We start from the raw sequence: 13,724 nt of genomic DNA on the forward strand, positions 1-13,724 counted from the left end.
CCACCCCCCCACCCCCCGCCAACCCCCGCCCCGGCGATGCCGGCGGCGGTTGCGGTCCCGCCGATGCCGCGGGCGCCGGCGTCGGGGCGGCGGGGTCCTCGGCGTCCGTTGCGGCGGCGGAGGAACGGACCCTGTCCCAGCTGCGCGCCGACGCGCTCGTGCACCGGCTCCTGGGCGTCCCGGACGAGGCCTTCCCCGGCCCCTTCCGACCCCACATCACCCTCACCATCCCCGTCCGCACCCTCTTGGCCGCCCAGAGCAGCCAGGCCGGCGGCCCGGCCCGCGACGAGGAGACGGGCTGCGACGCTCTCGGCTGCGACCTCGCCGAAGGGGACAGGCCCGAGGGTCCCCAAGAGCCCGAGCGCCCCCAAGAGCCTGCGGGCCCGGAGGGGCTTGTGGGATGGGTGGGGCCGGTGGGGTCGGGGTCCGTGGGGTCGGGGTCCGCGGAGCTGGAGGGCTACGGTCCGATCGACGCGGCCACGGCCCGCCGGCTCGCGGCCCTGGCCCCGAACTGGGACCGGCTCTTCACCGACTGGGACACCGGGGCCGCCCTGGGGGTCGGGCGCACGGCCTACCGCCCGCCCAAGGCACTGCGCCGCTACCTCGCCCACCGCGACGGCGGATGCAGGTTCCCCGGCTGCACCCGCCCCGCCCACGCCTGCGAACCCGACCACACCACCGAATGGCAGGACGGCGGCACCACCGACCCCTACAACCTCGCCATTCCTTAATACATCCTCAGTGTGATGGGACCAGTCATGAAGTGTACGGTTCAGTCATGTCGATTGATCAATTCAGCATTGAGAGTCAGTGCTTCATCAGCTATACCCGAGCGGACAATGACCAGTTCCATCAGGTGGTGGATCGGCTCAAGTCGGATTTGGAAGGGCGGTTCGCGGCGGCCACCGGCCGGAGTCTGAAGATATTCCTAGACCGGGAGTCAATTGGGTGGGGCGAAGACTGGCGCGCAAAGATTCGCGGAAGCATCGAATCCGCGACATTTTTCATCCCAATCGTCACGATGCGATATTTCCTCAGCGAACCGTGTCGAGAGGAGCTGCTTGCTTTCTATGAAAACGCCAAGCAGCTGGGAGTCACCGAACTGATCCTTCCGGCGATCCTCACGGGTGCCTCGAAGATCTCGGCAGAGGACCCCCGAGAAGAAGTGCAAATCATCGAAAAGCTAAATTTTCGAAATATCGAAAATGAGTGGCTTGAAGGATATGATTCGCCCGCCTGGAAAAAGATGATTCACCGGATGGTTGCAGATCTTGAGAGTGCGATGGTTCGCTCTGAGGCCGCCATGGCTGAGCGGGAGCAGTCGGCTGCGAACCGCTTGGAGTCGGAAGAAGCAGGCGAGCTCCCCGAAGAGGAGCCTGACCTTTTCGTACTCAATGAAACCTTTGAACGGATAACCAAGCTGACGACCGAGTCAGGCGCGGCTTTGAACGACTTCGCCGCCGCAAGCAGCCGAGCGTTGGAGGGAGATATGGCCGCTCTGTCTCCAGCCCAACAGCAAGCGCGCATGGTCAAGGCAGCGGGGGAGATCAAGGGCTACGCAAGCAAGCTTTCGGACGTGGCCACCCGCTTCGAGAAGGAAACCGTGGGCGCTGATGCACAACTGCGGGCCTTCGTTCAAGAAGCAAGAACTATCAATCATGATTTAGTCCGGGAAGCGCTTGGAAATTTGCTAGATCCCTTGAAATCCATAGATGACATGAGTGAAACCCTCGACACGATCGACTCAATCGTCGGGGTTCTTCAGTTCGCGTCTTTGGCGAATATCAGCCTTCGCAAGGCTGTGCAGCCGGGGATCAAGGGAGTCAAGTCGCTCCGTAATGCACTCCAAACAGCACAAAGCTGGAAGAAGCTCTAGCCGGACGTGGGCGCCGAAGGCGCCCACGTCCCTTCACTTGAAGTAGCAACATAACTCGGGGGACTGAATGGACCGGGGGGACGGTAGACGCCAGCGGTCGGGGAGGGTCGCCGTGGATGGCGGAGGCCTCGTTTCGAGGCGGCCTGCCGCCGGGCCCGGCCAGAAGCGGGAGCGGACGGTTGGACTTGACCTTCTCCCGATGCTTCCCGCCGTCCAAGGCCAAACAGAGGTGACCACGACGGGCGGTGACGGTCGATCCGGGGTAATGACAGCGGTGTAGTTCGTGTGCCATCATGGGGGTGCGTCCAGCGAGGCGCTGGGGTGAACCCGCCCAGGACCCCAAAAACAGACAACTAATGCGAGTGGCTCTCCTGGGGAGCAGAGCAGCGTGGTAGGCCCGCGTCCAGGAATGCTCATTGGGTTAGACGACACGAAGGGCCCATCCGGAGCGAGACCGGATGCTTAGGCCGCGTGTTCCCAGATAGTCCTTTCTTCCGGTGAGTCCGGGGCCTAAGCGATTCCATGTCGAGTCGTCTCCCCGAGGTTCTGCGATGCCTTCCGCGCCACTTCTGTCGCCGTCGCTTTCCGCTCTCGCCCGCCCGGACGCGGGCTGGTCGTTCATCCTCTACCCAGATGCCGCCGAGGGCTCGGGGCGTTTTCGCTCCTCCGATCAGCCCAAGCGGGTGCGGGTTCCGAAGGGCTCCGCCGCAGACCCAGCTCGTGCCGCAGCGGAGGGCGGGCGCCGCGCGAAGTCCAAGCTTCGCCGCTACTGCGCCGCCAACCGGCTCAACCGTCTCGGGACCCTCACCTACGCCGGGGACGGGTGCCGCGATCCTAAGGCCCTGCGGGGGCATCTTGGCGAGTTCTTCCGGACGCTGAGAGGGCATCTCGGCGGGGACCCCTTCCCCTATGCGTGGGTGCCGGAGTGGCACAAGAGCCACGGCCTGCACGCGCACTTCGCCATCGGCCGGTACGTGAAGAAGTCGGCGATCGAGAAGGCGTGGGGCCGGGGCTTCGTGCACATCAAGCTTCTCGGGGACCTGCCGGTCGGGTCGGGAAAGCTCTCCGAAGCGCGGCGCGCGGCCGGCTACCTGTCCAAGTACGTCGCCAAGACCTTCACCGACCCCCAGTTCCGAGACCTCGGGAGGCACCGCTACGACGTCGCCCAAGGCTTCCAGCCCGCGTCCCTGCATCTGAGTGGGACCTCAGCTGCTGAGGTGCTCGGGCAGGCCTCCCAGTTCCTGGGCTCGCGCCCAGAGAGGCGCTGGTCCTCCTCGGACGCACAGGACTGGGCCGGGGCTCCGACGATCTGGGCCCAGTGGGGTGCCTGATGGTCTCCGGAGGAGCTGGCGGCGTGGGTGGCCGAGTCCTGCCGTGAACAGGGGGTCCCGGTACGGGTGACCGACCCCGGAGTCCTCTCCCGTGTCGGCACGCTGCTGGGCACGGCGGCGGAGCGGACGGACGCGGCAGCGGCCGGAGCACCGCGCCGGGCTCACAGCCGCCACGTGGGAACGAGCCGGGACGGGTCCAGAGACCGCGCTCCCCGCGTCCCCGGACCCACGGTCGCATAGTCCAGGACGGCCTTGACGATGGCTGCCTGCCGCTCGAGGTTCAGCCCGTCCCACCGTTCCCGAAGCTCCCGTCCCGCACCCACGAGGCCCTCGAGCTGGCTGGTCCCACTGAGGTGCGCAAGCTGCTGCTCGGCTCGCCGGATGCGCGCCTCGACGGGTTCTCTCGCGGTCTTCCACTCGGCGGTGCTGATCGCACGCGAGCTGGCCATCAGGGCGAATTCCTGCAAGAGGTCCTTGTCTGCCTCAAGCGCTGCCCACAGCTCGGCCTGCCGCTCGTCGGCGGCGCGGCGTCCGGCGAGGGCGTCGGCGAGCTCGGGGGTGTCGAGCCGGTGCAGAACGGCGGCGCTGATCCACTCCTCCACCGGTCCCGCCACGATTGTGAGGCGTCCGCAGCCGCCATGGTCCGGGCCCGAGTGGCACACGTAGCGGCGAGTGTCCACCCGCAGCGACGAGAACAGCCGATTCCCGCACTTGCCGCAACGCAGCAGACCCGAGAGGAGATAGCGCCGCGGGGACCGGGTGCCCGAGACCCTCTTGGCCTCCATCCTGTTCAGCACCTGCTGGCGCTGCTCGGGAGTGACGATCGCCTCCCACACCGCGTCTCCCACGATCTCGCCCTTGTGCTCCCGGAGCCCGGCGATGCGCCCGGAGCGCAGGACCTGCCTGAGCGTCGTGGTCATCCACGGCCCGCCCGCGACCGTGGTGATGCCTTCCTCGTTCAGCCATGTGCACAATGACCGCGCGGACTCACCGGCCAGGAACCGGGCCACGAGCGTCCGGATGACCTCCGCCTCCTCCGCGCGGACGGCCACCTTGTCCTCCTCGAACCCGAACGGGCGAAGCGGGCCACCGTGGGGCTTGCCCTGCTCGGCCAGCTGGAGCGCCTTGCGCCGGATGCGCGCCGACTTGCGGGCGGATTCCTTCGCAGCGAACGCGGCCAGCAGCCGGGCCATGAACAGCCCGTCGTCGTTGCCCATGTCGATATCAGCGGTCACGGTCGCCACCTGCGAGACCCCGGCCCTTTCGCACAGCTGGACGAACTGCTCCAGCTCCATCGGCATCCGGGTGAGCCGGTCGAGGTTGTAGATCAACACCCCGTCCCGGTGCCCCGAGGCGAGGTCCGCCAGCATGCGCTGGTACTCGGGCCGGGCCTTGCCCTTGAAGGCGCTCAGATCGTTGTCCACATACTCCTCGCCCACCGTCCAGCCACGCTCGGCAGCAAGCTTGCGGCAGTCCTCCAGCTGTCGCCGGACCCCGAGGCCCTCCCCGGTCTGGTCCGAGGAGATGCGAGCGTAGATGGCTGCGGAACGTGGTGGCGGTATGGGGGTCATACTAACGACGTGTCGGTAACCTCGCCCTCCTGTGCCGAAAACACCACGCCCTCAAATCCATCGACGCCTGGACCTACCACCACCAACCAGACGGCCACCTCCCACCAGACGGCCACCACCCACCAGAAGGTCCCTACGAACCCGAGGGCACCCTCCGCTGGCGCTCCCCGCTCGGGCGGACCCATGTGAGCGAACCCGGCCGGGGCGCGATTGCCGGCCGAGTCGAAGCGCCAAGGGTCGGAGCGCTGCGGGATTTCGCACCCGACGGGACTGGACCCGACCACTTCGCGCGCAGTGGGCGCGGTGGGACAGAACGTGGGGATCTGGTGCCCGGTGAGACAGGAGCCGGCGACGTGGTGTGCGCTGAGTCAGGACGCCGCGAACCCGGGCGTGGCGAGGCGCTGCCGGAAGACTCAGCGGGGAGTGCCAGCCCGCAGAGTGCCAGCCCGCAGAGTGCCAGCCCGCTGAGTGCCAGCCCGCTGAGTGCCAGCCCGCTGAGTGCCAGCCCGCTGAGTGCCAGCCCGCTGAGTGCCAGCCCGCTGAGTGCCAGCCCGCTGAGTGCCAGCCCGCTGAGTGCCAGCCCGCTGAGTGCCAGCCCGCTGAGTGCCAGCCGGCAGATTACCAGCCCGCTGAGTGCCAGCCGGCAGAGTGCCAGCCCGCAGAGCGGCCCTCCGGCGGCCCCGCCGCCCGAAAGCGTGAAGCCCCAGCATGGCGACGAACCCCCGCCGTTCTGACCCGACCGTTGCTGCACCGCACGCTCCACCGCGCGTTTTCAGCTTCCATGCTCGCGTTTCAAATGCTGCTGAGCGCCAATCCACGGCGTCGCCCATTTCAGGTCATTTGCTGCCCAGGGCGCCGCCGCCAAGGCGCCGCCGCCAGTGTGCCCCAGCCTAGAGCGCCGTCCGGATCGTCTTTTCGAATCCCGTCACGTGCTCAAGGGCGAGCTTTCCCGCCTTCTCGGCGTCGCCGTCGGCAATCGCTCGCAACAGGTCGGCGTGCTCGCTCACATGGCCGGCGACTGAAGGGACGCGGTCCAGCACGAGGCACCAGATGCGGGTTGCGAGGTTGTCGTAGCGGATCAGCACGTCTTCGAGATGCGCGTTCCCGGCAGCGCGGTAGATGAGTCTGTGCACGGAGAGGTCGAGCCGCATGAGCTTGGTCTGGTCCAGCTGGGTTTGGCTGACGTTGCTGATCTCGTCGGCCTTTGCCCGAATTTCCGCGCGTAGCGCAGCGCCTGCATTCTCGGCTGCCCGGCGCGCGGCGAGCGGTTCGAGGAGCTCGCGGATCTCCGAGATGGCAGCGAGTTCAGTGATGTCGACGATGGTCGCGAACGTGCCCCGCCGAGGGTATGACACCACGAGGTGATCCGTCTCGAGCCGTTTGAGTGCTTCGCGGACGGGTGTGCGCCCCACGCCGAGCTCGGCGGCGAGCTGCCCATCGTTGATGGGCTCCCCGGGCCGGATGTCGAGCATGATGAGGCGGTCTTTGAGGAGCTGGTAGGCGTGCTCGGCGAGCGAGAGGTTTCCTCCATGCTCCCCGGTTATCAGTGTTCCCTGCGCCGTCATCCCCAGAGGTCCCTTCTTCCGCAGCTGATGGTTGACATGCCCTTCACCGTCAATCATACTCGTGCTCAGGCTTTGATATATCAGTCTCATACTAGTTCTAAGTCTGAACGACCAGCAGAGAGGACACAATGGTGAACGTCCTGACCACTCACCTCGCCGAGGCGGACCCCGAGGTCGCGGCCGCCATCGACGAGGAGCTCAAGCGCCAGCAGGGCACACTCGAGATGATCGCGTCGGAGAACTTCGCTCCGACGGCCGTCATGGAAGCCCAAGGCTCCGTCCTGACCAACAAGTACGCCGAGGGCTACCCCGGCAAGCGCTACTACGGCGGCTGCGAGAACGTCGACGTGATCGAACAGCTCGCGATCGACCGCGTGAAGGCCCTCTTCGGCGCTGAGTTCGCCAACGTCCAGCCCCACTCCGGCGCACAGGCCAACGCCGCCGCAATGTTCGCTCTGCTCGACCCAGGCGACACCATCCTCGGCCTCTCGCTCGCCCACGGGGGGCACCTCACGCACGGTATGAAGATCAACTTCTCCGGCAAGCTCTACAAGGTAGTGCCTTACGAGGTGAGCCCGAAGGACTTCCTCATCGACATGGCCGAGGTCGAGCGCCTTGCCCTCGAGCACAAGCCGAAGCTCATCGTGGCCGGCTGGTCCGCGTACTCGCGCCAGCTCGACTTCGCGGAATTCCGGCGCATCGCAGACCTCGTCGGCGCCTACCTGATGGTGGACATGGCGCACTTCGCTGGACTAGTCGCCGCGGGGCTCCACCCGAACCCGGTCCCGCACGCGGACATCGTGACGACGACGACGCACAAGACCTTGGGCGGGCCGCGCGGCGGGGTGATCCTCACCAATCGGGCCGACATCGCGAAGAAGGTCAACTCCGCGGTCTTCCCCGGACAGCAAGGGGGCCCGCTGGAGCATGTGATCGCGGCGAAGGCCGTCGCGTTCAAGTTCGCGGCAGAGCCAGCCTTCCGCGACCGTCAGGAGCGCACACTCCAAGGAGCACGCATCATCGCCGAACGCCTCCTTGAGGACGACGTCGCAGCCTCCGGCGTCTCGGTCGTCAACGGCGGCACAGATGTGCACTTGGTCCTTGTCGACCTCCGAAACTCCGACCTCGACGGCCAACAGGGCGAGGACCGCCTTCATAAGATCGGGATCACAGTCAACCGCAACGCCGTCCCGTTCGATCCTCGGCCGCCGATGGTCTCCTCAGGGCTGCGCGTCGGAACACCGGCTCTCGCAACCCGTGGCTTCGGTGAGACCGAGTTCCGCGAGGTCGCAGACATCATCGCCACCGCCCTGAAGGCAGACTTCGACGACGAGGTGGCCGCGGGTCTGCGCACCCGGGTCGCAGTCCTTGCCGACAAGCATCCCCTTTACCCGAACCTGACCCAGGACGACTCGAACGGAGCCAAGTGATGGCGGATCTCCTGCCGGAACACCCGGACTTCCTCTGGCGCAATCCCGACCCGAAGCCGTCCTACGACGCCGTCATCGTCGGCGGCGGCGGCCACGGGCTCGCCACGGCGTACTACCTCGCCAAGAACCACGGGATGACCAACATCGCCGTGCTCGAGCGCGGCTGGCTCGCGGGCGGGAACATGGCCCGCAACACGACGATCATCCGCTCGAACTACCTCTGGGACGAGTCGGCAGCGATCTACGAGCACTCCCTCAAGCTCTGGGAGGAGCTTCCCGAGGAGCTCGAGTACGACTTCCTGTTCAGCCAGCGCGGTGTGCTCAACCTCGCGCACACGCTTCAGGACGTGCGCGAGTCGGTCCGCCGCGTGAGCGCGAACAAGCTCAACGGGGTCGACGCCGAGTGGCTCGACGTCGACCAGGTCAAGGAAGTCTGCCCGATCCTGAACACGAGCGACAAGATCCGCTACCCCGTCCTCGGCGGCACGTTCCAGCCCCGAGCGGGCATTGCCAAGCACGATCACGTGGCGTGGGCCTTCGCCCGCAAGGCCGACGAGCTCGGCGTGGACCTCATCCAGAACTGCGAGGTCACGGGCTTCGTCAAGGACGGCAACCGCGTGGTCGGCGTCCAGACGAACCGCGGCACGATCAACACCGGAAAGGTCGCCCTCTGCGCTGCGGGCCACTCGAGCGTCCTGGCCAAGATGGCTGGCTTCGACCTTCCGATCCAGTCCCACCCGCTCCAGGCGCTCGTCTCGGAGCTCCACGAGATCGTGCACCCGACGGTCGTGATGTCGAACCACGTCCACGTGTATGTTTCTCAGGCTCACAAGGGCGAGCTCGTCATGGGCGCTGGCATCGACTCGTACAACGGCTACGGCCAGCGGGGTGCGTTCCATGTCATCGAGGAGCAGATGGCCGCCGCGGTCGAGCTCTTCCCGATCTTCGCCAGGGCGCACCTGCTCCGGACATGGGGCGGCATCGTCGACGTCACGCTCGACGCGTCCCCCATCGTGAGCAAGTCCCCAATCGAGAACCTCTACGTGAACTGCGGCTGGGGCACCGGCGGCTTCAAGGGCACCCCGGGCGCGGGCTGGACGATGGCGCACACGGTCGCAACAGGCGAGCCGCACCCGCTCAACGCCCCGTTCTCCCTCGAGCGCTTCGTCACGGGCGCCCTCATCGACGAGCACGGCGCGGCCGCCGTCGCCCACTGAGCCCCCAGACGCCCAGCTAGACCTACAGAAGGAGCCAGCGATGCTGCTCATCAGCTGCCCGAATTGCGGGCCCCGCGACGAGACCGAGTTCCACTACGGCGGTCAGGCCCACGTCGCCTACCCGGAGGACCCCAACGCCCTCACCGACGAGGAATGGGGCCGCTACCTCTTCTATCGCGAGAACCCCAAGGGCCTCTTTGCAGAGCGCTGGGTCCACTCCAGCGGTTGCCGGAAGTGGTTCAACGCCGTTCGCGATACCGCTACGTACCGCATCGCCGCGGTCTACCGCATGGGCGAGACCCAGCCGAGTGTTACAGGAGGAGCCAAATGAGCCGCCAACCGTTCCGCCTCCGCCAGGGCGGCCGTGTCGACCGCTCGACCGAGCTCGAGTTCACCGTCGACGGCCGCGCCTACACGGGGCACCCGGGGGACACGCTCGCGTCGGCGCTGCTGGCCGCCGGCGTCATCGAGACCGCGCCGTCGCTCTACTTGAACCGGCCCCGCGGCATCGTCGCCGCAGGCGTCGAGGAGCCCAATGCGCTCGTGAAGCTCCGTCGGCCCGGCCAGTCGACCACGGAGTCGATGCTTCCGGCGACGACGGTTGAGCTCGTCGAAGGCCTCGAGGCCGAGTACCTCTCGGGTCTCGGCCAGCTCGACCCCGAAGAGGACACGTCCGTCTACGACAAGAAGTACGTCCACACCGACGTCCTCGTCGTCGGCGCAGGCCCCGCCGGGCTCGCCGCGGCCCGCGAAGCCGCTGCCACGGGTGCGCGCGTCATCCTTATCGACGATCAGCCCGAGCTCGGTGGATCGCTCCTCGCGGAGCAGGAGGCGACGGTAGCCGGAGCACCGGCCCTCGAGTGGGTCGCCACAGTGCGTGCAGAGCTCGACGCCGCCCCGGAGGCCACGGTCCTGACTCGCACCAACGCGTTCGGCAGCTACGACTCCAACTACGTCATCGCGCTCGAGAACCGCACCGATCACCTTGGCGCGCAGGCTGGGGGCCCCGAGTTCGACGGCGTCTCGCGGCAGCGGCTGTGGCACATCCGTGCGCAGCAGGTCGTCCTCGCGACGGGAGCCCACGAGCGTCCGATCGTCTTTCGCAACAACGACCGCCCGGGCGTCATGCTTGCCTCCGCGGTCCGCACCTACCTGAACCGCTACGGCGTGGCGGCAGGCTCGCGCGTCGTCGTCTCGACGACGAACGACAGCGTGTACCCGCTCGTCGCCGAGCTCACCCGGGCGGGCCTCCAGGTGGCCGCCGTCGCGGACGCCCGCCCCGAGCTCTCCTCCGCCGCCGAGGCAGCGAAGTCGGCCGGCGTCGTCGTGCTCTCCGGCGCGACCGTCGTAGACACTGCCGGCAGCCCGCGCGTCGCCTCCGCACGGATTCGCCGGATTGACGACGACGGGACCCCCACCGGGCCTACCCAGGAGATCGCCTGCGATCTCGTCGCGGTCTCGGGCGGGTGGAGCCCCGTGGTCCACCTGCACAGCCAGCGTCAGGGCAAGATCCGCTGGGACGACGACCTCGCGGCGTTCGTGCCGTCGGGGGCCGTCGAGGGCCAGCAGATTATCGGTGCGGCCCGCGGCAGCTTCGCGCTCGAGGACTGCCTCGTCGAGGGCACGAACGCGGGCGCCGTCGCGGGGTTCAACGCGGGCTTTGTCAACGAGGGCGGCGCGCACGCGATCGCCGTCGCCGGCACCGCCTTGCACGTGACCGGCAAGACTCGCCCGCTCTGGGTGGTCCGGGGCGAGGACGGCAGTCTCGATGGGCTCGACGAGCACTTCGTGGACCTCCAGCGCGACCAGACCGTCAAGGACATCCTCCGCGCGACCGGTGCTGGGATGCGCAGCGTCGAGCACGTCAAGCGGTACACGTCGATCAGCACCGCGAACGACCAGGGCAAGACCTCGGGCGTCAACGCCATCGGCGTCATCGCGGCAGCGCTCAACAACGGGGCAACCCCCGGCGAGATCGGCACGACGACGTACCGGGCCCCGTACGCGCCGGTGGCCTTCGCGGCCCTCGCCGGCCGCGAGCGTGGTGAGCTCTTCGACCCGGCTCGCCTCACGTCGATCCACCCGTGGCACGTCGAGCACGGCGCAGAGTTCGAGATCGTGGGCCAGTGGCTGAGGCCTTGGTACTACCCGCAGCCCGGCGAGGCGATGGACGACGCCGTGCTCCGCGAGTGCGCGGCGGTCCGCACCTCGGTGGGCATGATGGACGCGACGACCCTCGGCAAGATCGAGGTCTGGGGCAAGGATGCGGGCGAGTTCCTCAACCGGATCTACACAAACGCGTTCAAGAAGCTCGCGCCAGGCTCGGCACGCTACGGCGTCATGTGCACCCCGGACGGGATGATCTTCGACGACGGCGTCACCCTCCGCGTCGAGGAGAACCGCTACTTCATGACGACGACGACGGGCGGCGCCGCGCGCGTCCTCGACTGGCTCGAGGAGTGGCACCAGACCGAGTGGCCCGGGCTCGACGTGAACTTCACGTCCGTCACCGAGCAGTGGACGACGGTCGCCGTTGTCGGCCCGAAGTCCCGCGCGGTCATCGCCAAGATCGCGCCGGAGCTCGATGTCGACAACGAGGCGTTCCCGTTCATGACGTTCCGCGAGACGACCCTCGCCTCGGGCATCCCGGCCCGCGTCTGCCGCATCTCCTTCTCCGGCGAGCTGGCCTTCGAGGTCAACGTCTCCGGCTGGTACGGCCAGCAGGTCTGGGAGGACATCTTCGCGGCCGGTGAGGAGTTCGGCATCACCCCCTACGGCACCGAGACGATGCACGTGCTCCGCGCCGAGAAGGGCTACCCGATCGTCGGCCAGGACACCGACGGGACGGTGACCCCGCAGGACGCCGGCATGGAGTGGATCGTCTCGAAGGCGAAGGACTTCATCGGCAAGCGCTCCTACTCCCGTGCGGACAGCGCGCGCACCGACCGCAAGCACCTCGTCTCGCTCCTGCCCGTGGACCCGGCGTTCCGGCTCCCCGAGGGGACCCAGCTCGTCGAGTCGGGGATCAGCGTGAACCCGGCCTACGGCCCCGTGCCGATGCTCGGCCACGTGACGTCGAGCTACCACTCGGCAGCGCTCGGGCGCTCCTTCGCGCTCGCCCTCATCAAGAACGGCCGGAACCGAATCGGCCAGACCCTCGTCGCCCCCGTGGGCAACCAGCTCGTCGACGTCGTCGTCGCCGACACCGTCCTCTACGACCCGGAAGGGAAGCGCCGTGATGGCTGAGCACACCCTCATCGCCCCTATCACTGAGCAGCGCGCCACTGAGCTGCGCCGCAGCCCCGCCGAGCACCTTGCCGCCCAGTTCGCGGCGGCCGAGGTGACCGGCCCGCACAGCCTCGCGCTGCGCGAGGTGCCGTTCCGCACGATGGTCGGCCTCCGGGTCGTCCCGGGCACGGACGCCGCCCGCCGGGTCGAGGAGCTCCTCGGCACGCCTCTGCCTGGCAGGTGCGGGGGCGTCGCCATCTGTTTAGGCAATTCCGTCGCAGCCGGCTCTTCTGTCCTGTGGCTCGGGCCGGACGAGTTCCTCGTCGTCTCCCCTTTGGGCAGCACGGTCGGCCCTGCTGAGGCGACCGCCCGCTTGGTCGAGGCGCTCGGCACCGACCCGGGCTCCGCCGTCGACCTCTCCGCAAACCGCACGACGTTCGAGCTTGCGGGGAAGGCGGCCCGCGACGTGCTCGAGAAGGGCTGCGCGCTCGATCTCCACCCGCGTGCGTTCGCCGTCGGCTCCGCGTACGTCACGCAGCTCGGGCCGGTGCCCGTCCTGCTCTGGAAGACGGGGAGCGAGACGTGGGAGATCTTCCCGCGCGCCTCGTTCGCCGACTACCTCGGCCGCTGGCTCCTTGACGCGATGCGTGAATTCCATGGCGCCCGCTGAGTACGTCCTCACCCTCGACTGCCCGGAGAGGCCCGGGATCGTGTACGCGGTCTCGGGCTTCCTGGCCCAGCACGGCTGCAACATCCTCGACATCAAGCAGTACGGCGACCGGCGCGGCGGGCACTTCTACATGCGCGTGCACTTCGAGGCGCCCGGTCGGCTCGAGTCGGAGTTCGGCCCGATCGCCCACGAGTTCAGGATGACGTGGCAGCTGCGGCCGGCGGGGGAGAAGACCCGGGTGCTGCTCATGGTGTCGAAGTTCGGGCACTGCCTCAACGACCTGCTCTTCCGGGCGCGGATCGGCGAGCTGCCTGTCGAGATCGTCGCGGTCGTGTCCAACCACGAGGACCACCGCGGCCTGGTCGAGTGGCACGGCATCCCGTACCACCACATCCCTGTCACCGCCGAGTCCAAGCCCGAGGCGGAGGCAAAGCTCCTGGCCCTCGTCGACAGCTACGGGGTGGAGCTCGTGGTGCTTGCGCGCTACATGCAGGTGCTCAGCGACGCGCTTGCGACCCGCATGACCGGCCGTGTGATCAACATCCACCACTCGTTCCTGCCCTCGTTCAAGGGCGCGAAGCCGTACCACCAGGCGTGGGAGCGCGGGGTCAAGACGGTGGGCGCGACCGCGCACTACGTCAACGCCGAGCTCGACGAGGGGCCGATCATCGCCCAGCAGGTCATCGAGGTCGACCACACGCACTCGCCCGAGGACCTCGTTGCCGTCGGACGAGACGCCGAGTGCAAGGCGCTCAGCAATGCGGTGCGCTGGCACTGCGAGGGGCGGGTCATCCTGAACGGCAACCGCACCGTGGTGCTCCGCTGAGGGAAGGAGG

At 67.9% G+C, this 13,724-nt stretch carries 11 protein-coding genes; 9 read left to right on the forward strand and 2 right to left on the reverse strand.

Translation table 11 applies throughout. The features are described 5' to 3' along the window. From LK10_RS18165 to LK10_RS18175, 3 genes are all read left to right on the forward strand, one after another. A partial coding sequence (locus tag LK10_RS18165) for an HNH endonuclease (protein ID WP_043126895.1) occupies positions 1–731 on the forward strand: 731 nt, incomplete at its 5' end. Positions 732–778: 47 nt separating this feature from the next. Then, entirely contained in the window at positions 779–1,876 is a 1,098-nt protein-coding gene (locus LK10_RS18170) for a toll/interleukin-1 receptor domain-containing protein (protein WP_043126899.1), read from the forward strand. 551 nt (positions 1,877–2,427) lie between these two features. After that, the gene (locus LK10_RS18175) at positions 2,428–3,207 is read left to right on the forward strand and encodes a rolling circle replication-associated protein (RefSeq protein WP_043126902.1); all 780 of its coding nucleotides are present in this window, start codon (positions 2,428–2,430) and stop codon (positions 3,205–3,207) included. A 161-nt stretch (positions 3,208–3,368) separates the two neighbouring features. Here LK10_RS18175 and LK10_RS18180 read toward each other — a convergent pair whose 3' ends face one another. Together LK10_RS18180 and LK10_RS18185 are read right to left on the reverse strand one after the other, a co-directional pair. Then, a complete protein-coding gene (locus LK10_RS18180) occupies positions 3,369–4,778 on the reverse strand; it encodes a recombinase family protein (protein WP_081998669.1) in 1,410 nt (469 codons plus the stop codon). 890 nt (positions 4,779–5,668) lie between these two features. After that, entirely contained in the window at positions 5,669–6,343 is a 675-nt protein-coding gene (locus tag LK10_RS18185) for a GntR family transcriptional regulator (protein WP_043126905.1), read from the reverse strand. A gap of 128 nt (positions 6,344–6,471) precedes the next feature. On the opposite strand from LK10_RS18185, the gene glyA reads away from it, so the two are divergent. The 6 genes from glyA to purU are packed head-to-tail and all read left to right on the forward strand — an operon-like array spanning position 6,472 to position 13,714. Next, on the forward strand, positions 6,472–7,773 hold the full coding sequence (glyA, locus tag LK10_RS18190; RefSeq protein ID WP_043126906.1) for a serine hydroxymethyltransferase: 1,302 nt from the start codon (positions 6,472–6,474) through the stop codon (positions 7,771–7,773). Then, on the forward strand, positions 7,773–8,990 hold the full coding sequence (locus LK10_RS18195) for a sarcosine oxidase subunit beta family protein (RefSeq protein WP_043126909.1): 1,218 nt from the start codon (positions 7,773–7,775) through the stop codon (positions 8,988–8,990). Before glyA ends, LK10_RS18195 begins: the two co-directional genes overlap by 1 nt. Before the next feature lie 40 nt (positions 8,991–9,030). Beyond that, positions 9,031–9,321, forward strand: a complete 291-nt coding sequence (locus LK10_RS18200) for a sarcosine oxidase subunit delta (protein WP_043126912.1) — start codon at positions 9,031–9,033, stop codon at positions 9,319–9,321. Then, positions 9,318–12,236 carry a sarcosine oxidase subunit alpha family protein gene (locus LK10_RS18205; RefSeq protein WP_043126915.1) on the forward strand — a complete coding sequence of 973 codons (2,919 nt, stop codon included), beginning with the start codon at positions 9,318–9,320 and terminating at the stop codon, positions 12,234–12,236. Before LK10_RS18200 ends, LK10_RS18205 begins: the two co-directional genes overlap by 4 nt. Then, on the forward strand, positions 12,229–12,888 hold the full coding sequence (locus tag LK10_RS18210; RefSeq protein WP_052207557.1) for a sarcosine oxidase subunit gamma: 660 nt from the start codon (positions 12,229–12,231) through the stop codon (positions 12,886–12,888). Before LK10_RS18205 ends, LK10_RS18210 begins: the two co-directional genes overlap by 8 nt. Further along, positions 12,875–13,714, forward strand: a complete 840-nt coding sequence (gene purU / locus LK10_RS18215; RefSeq protein WP_043126917.1) for a formyltetrahydrofolate deformylase — start codon at positions 12,875–12,877, stop codon at positions 13,712–13,714. The genes LK10_RS18210 and purU overlap by 14 nt, the downstream gene beginning before the upstream one ends. Positions 13,715–13,724: the final 10 nt, after the last annotated feature.

This window comes from Sinomonas humi (genome assembly GCF_000802235.1).
Lineage (GTDB): Bacteria > Actinomycetota > Actinomycetes > Actinomycetales > Micrococcaceae > Sinomonas > Sinomonas humi.

Bases quoted from the DNA above. Each gene is read 5' to 3' on its own strand.
- LK10_RS18170 (WP_043126899.1), top strand. From the start codon at position 779: ATGTCGATTGATCAATTCAGCATTGAGAGTCAGTGCTTCATCAGCTAT.
- LK10_RS18200 (WP_043126912.1), top strand. From the start codon at position 9,031: ATGCTGCTCATCAGCTGCCCGAATTGCGGGCCCCGCGACGAGACCGAG.
- LK10_RS18195 (WP_043126909.1), top strand. From the start codon at position 7,773: ATGGCGGATCTCCTGCCGGAACACCCGGACTTCCTCTGGCGCAATCCC.
- LK10_RS18180 (WP_081998669.1), bottom strand. From the start codon at position 4,778: ATGACCCCCATACCGCCACCACGTTCCGCAGCCATCTACGCTCGCATC.
- LK10_RS18175 (WP_043126902.1), top strand. From the start codon at position 2,428: ATGCCTTCCGCGCCACTTCTGTCGCCGTCGCTTTCCGCTCTCGCCCGC.
- glyA (WP_043126906.1), top strand. From the start codon at position 6,472: ATGGTGAACGTCCTGACCACTCACCTCGCCGAGGCGGACCCCGAGGTC.
- LK10_RS18205 (WP_043126915.1), top strand. From the start codon at position 9,318: ATGAGCCGCCAACCGTTCCGCCTCCGCCAGGGCGGCCGTGTCGACCGC.
- purU (WP_043126917.1), top strand. From the start codon at position 12,875: ATGGCGCCCGCTGAGTACGTCCTCACCCTCGACTGCCCGGAGAGGCCC.
- LK10_RS18210 (WP_052207557.1), top strand. From the start codon at position 12,229: ATGGCTGAGCACACCCTCATCGCCCCTATCACTGAGCAGCGCGCCACT.
- LK10_RS18185 (WP_043126905.1), bottom strand. From the start codon at position 6,343: ATGACGGCGCAGGGAACACTGATAACCGGGGAGCATGGAGGAAACCTC.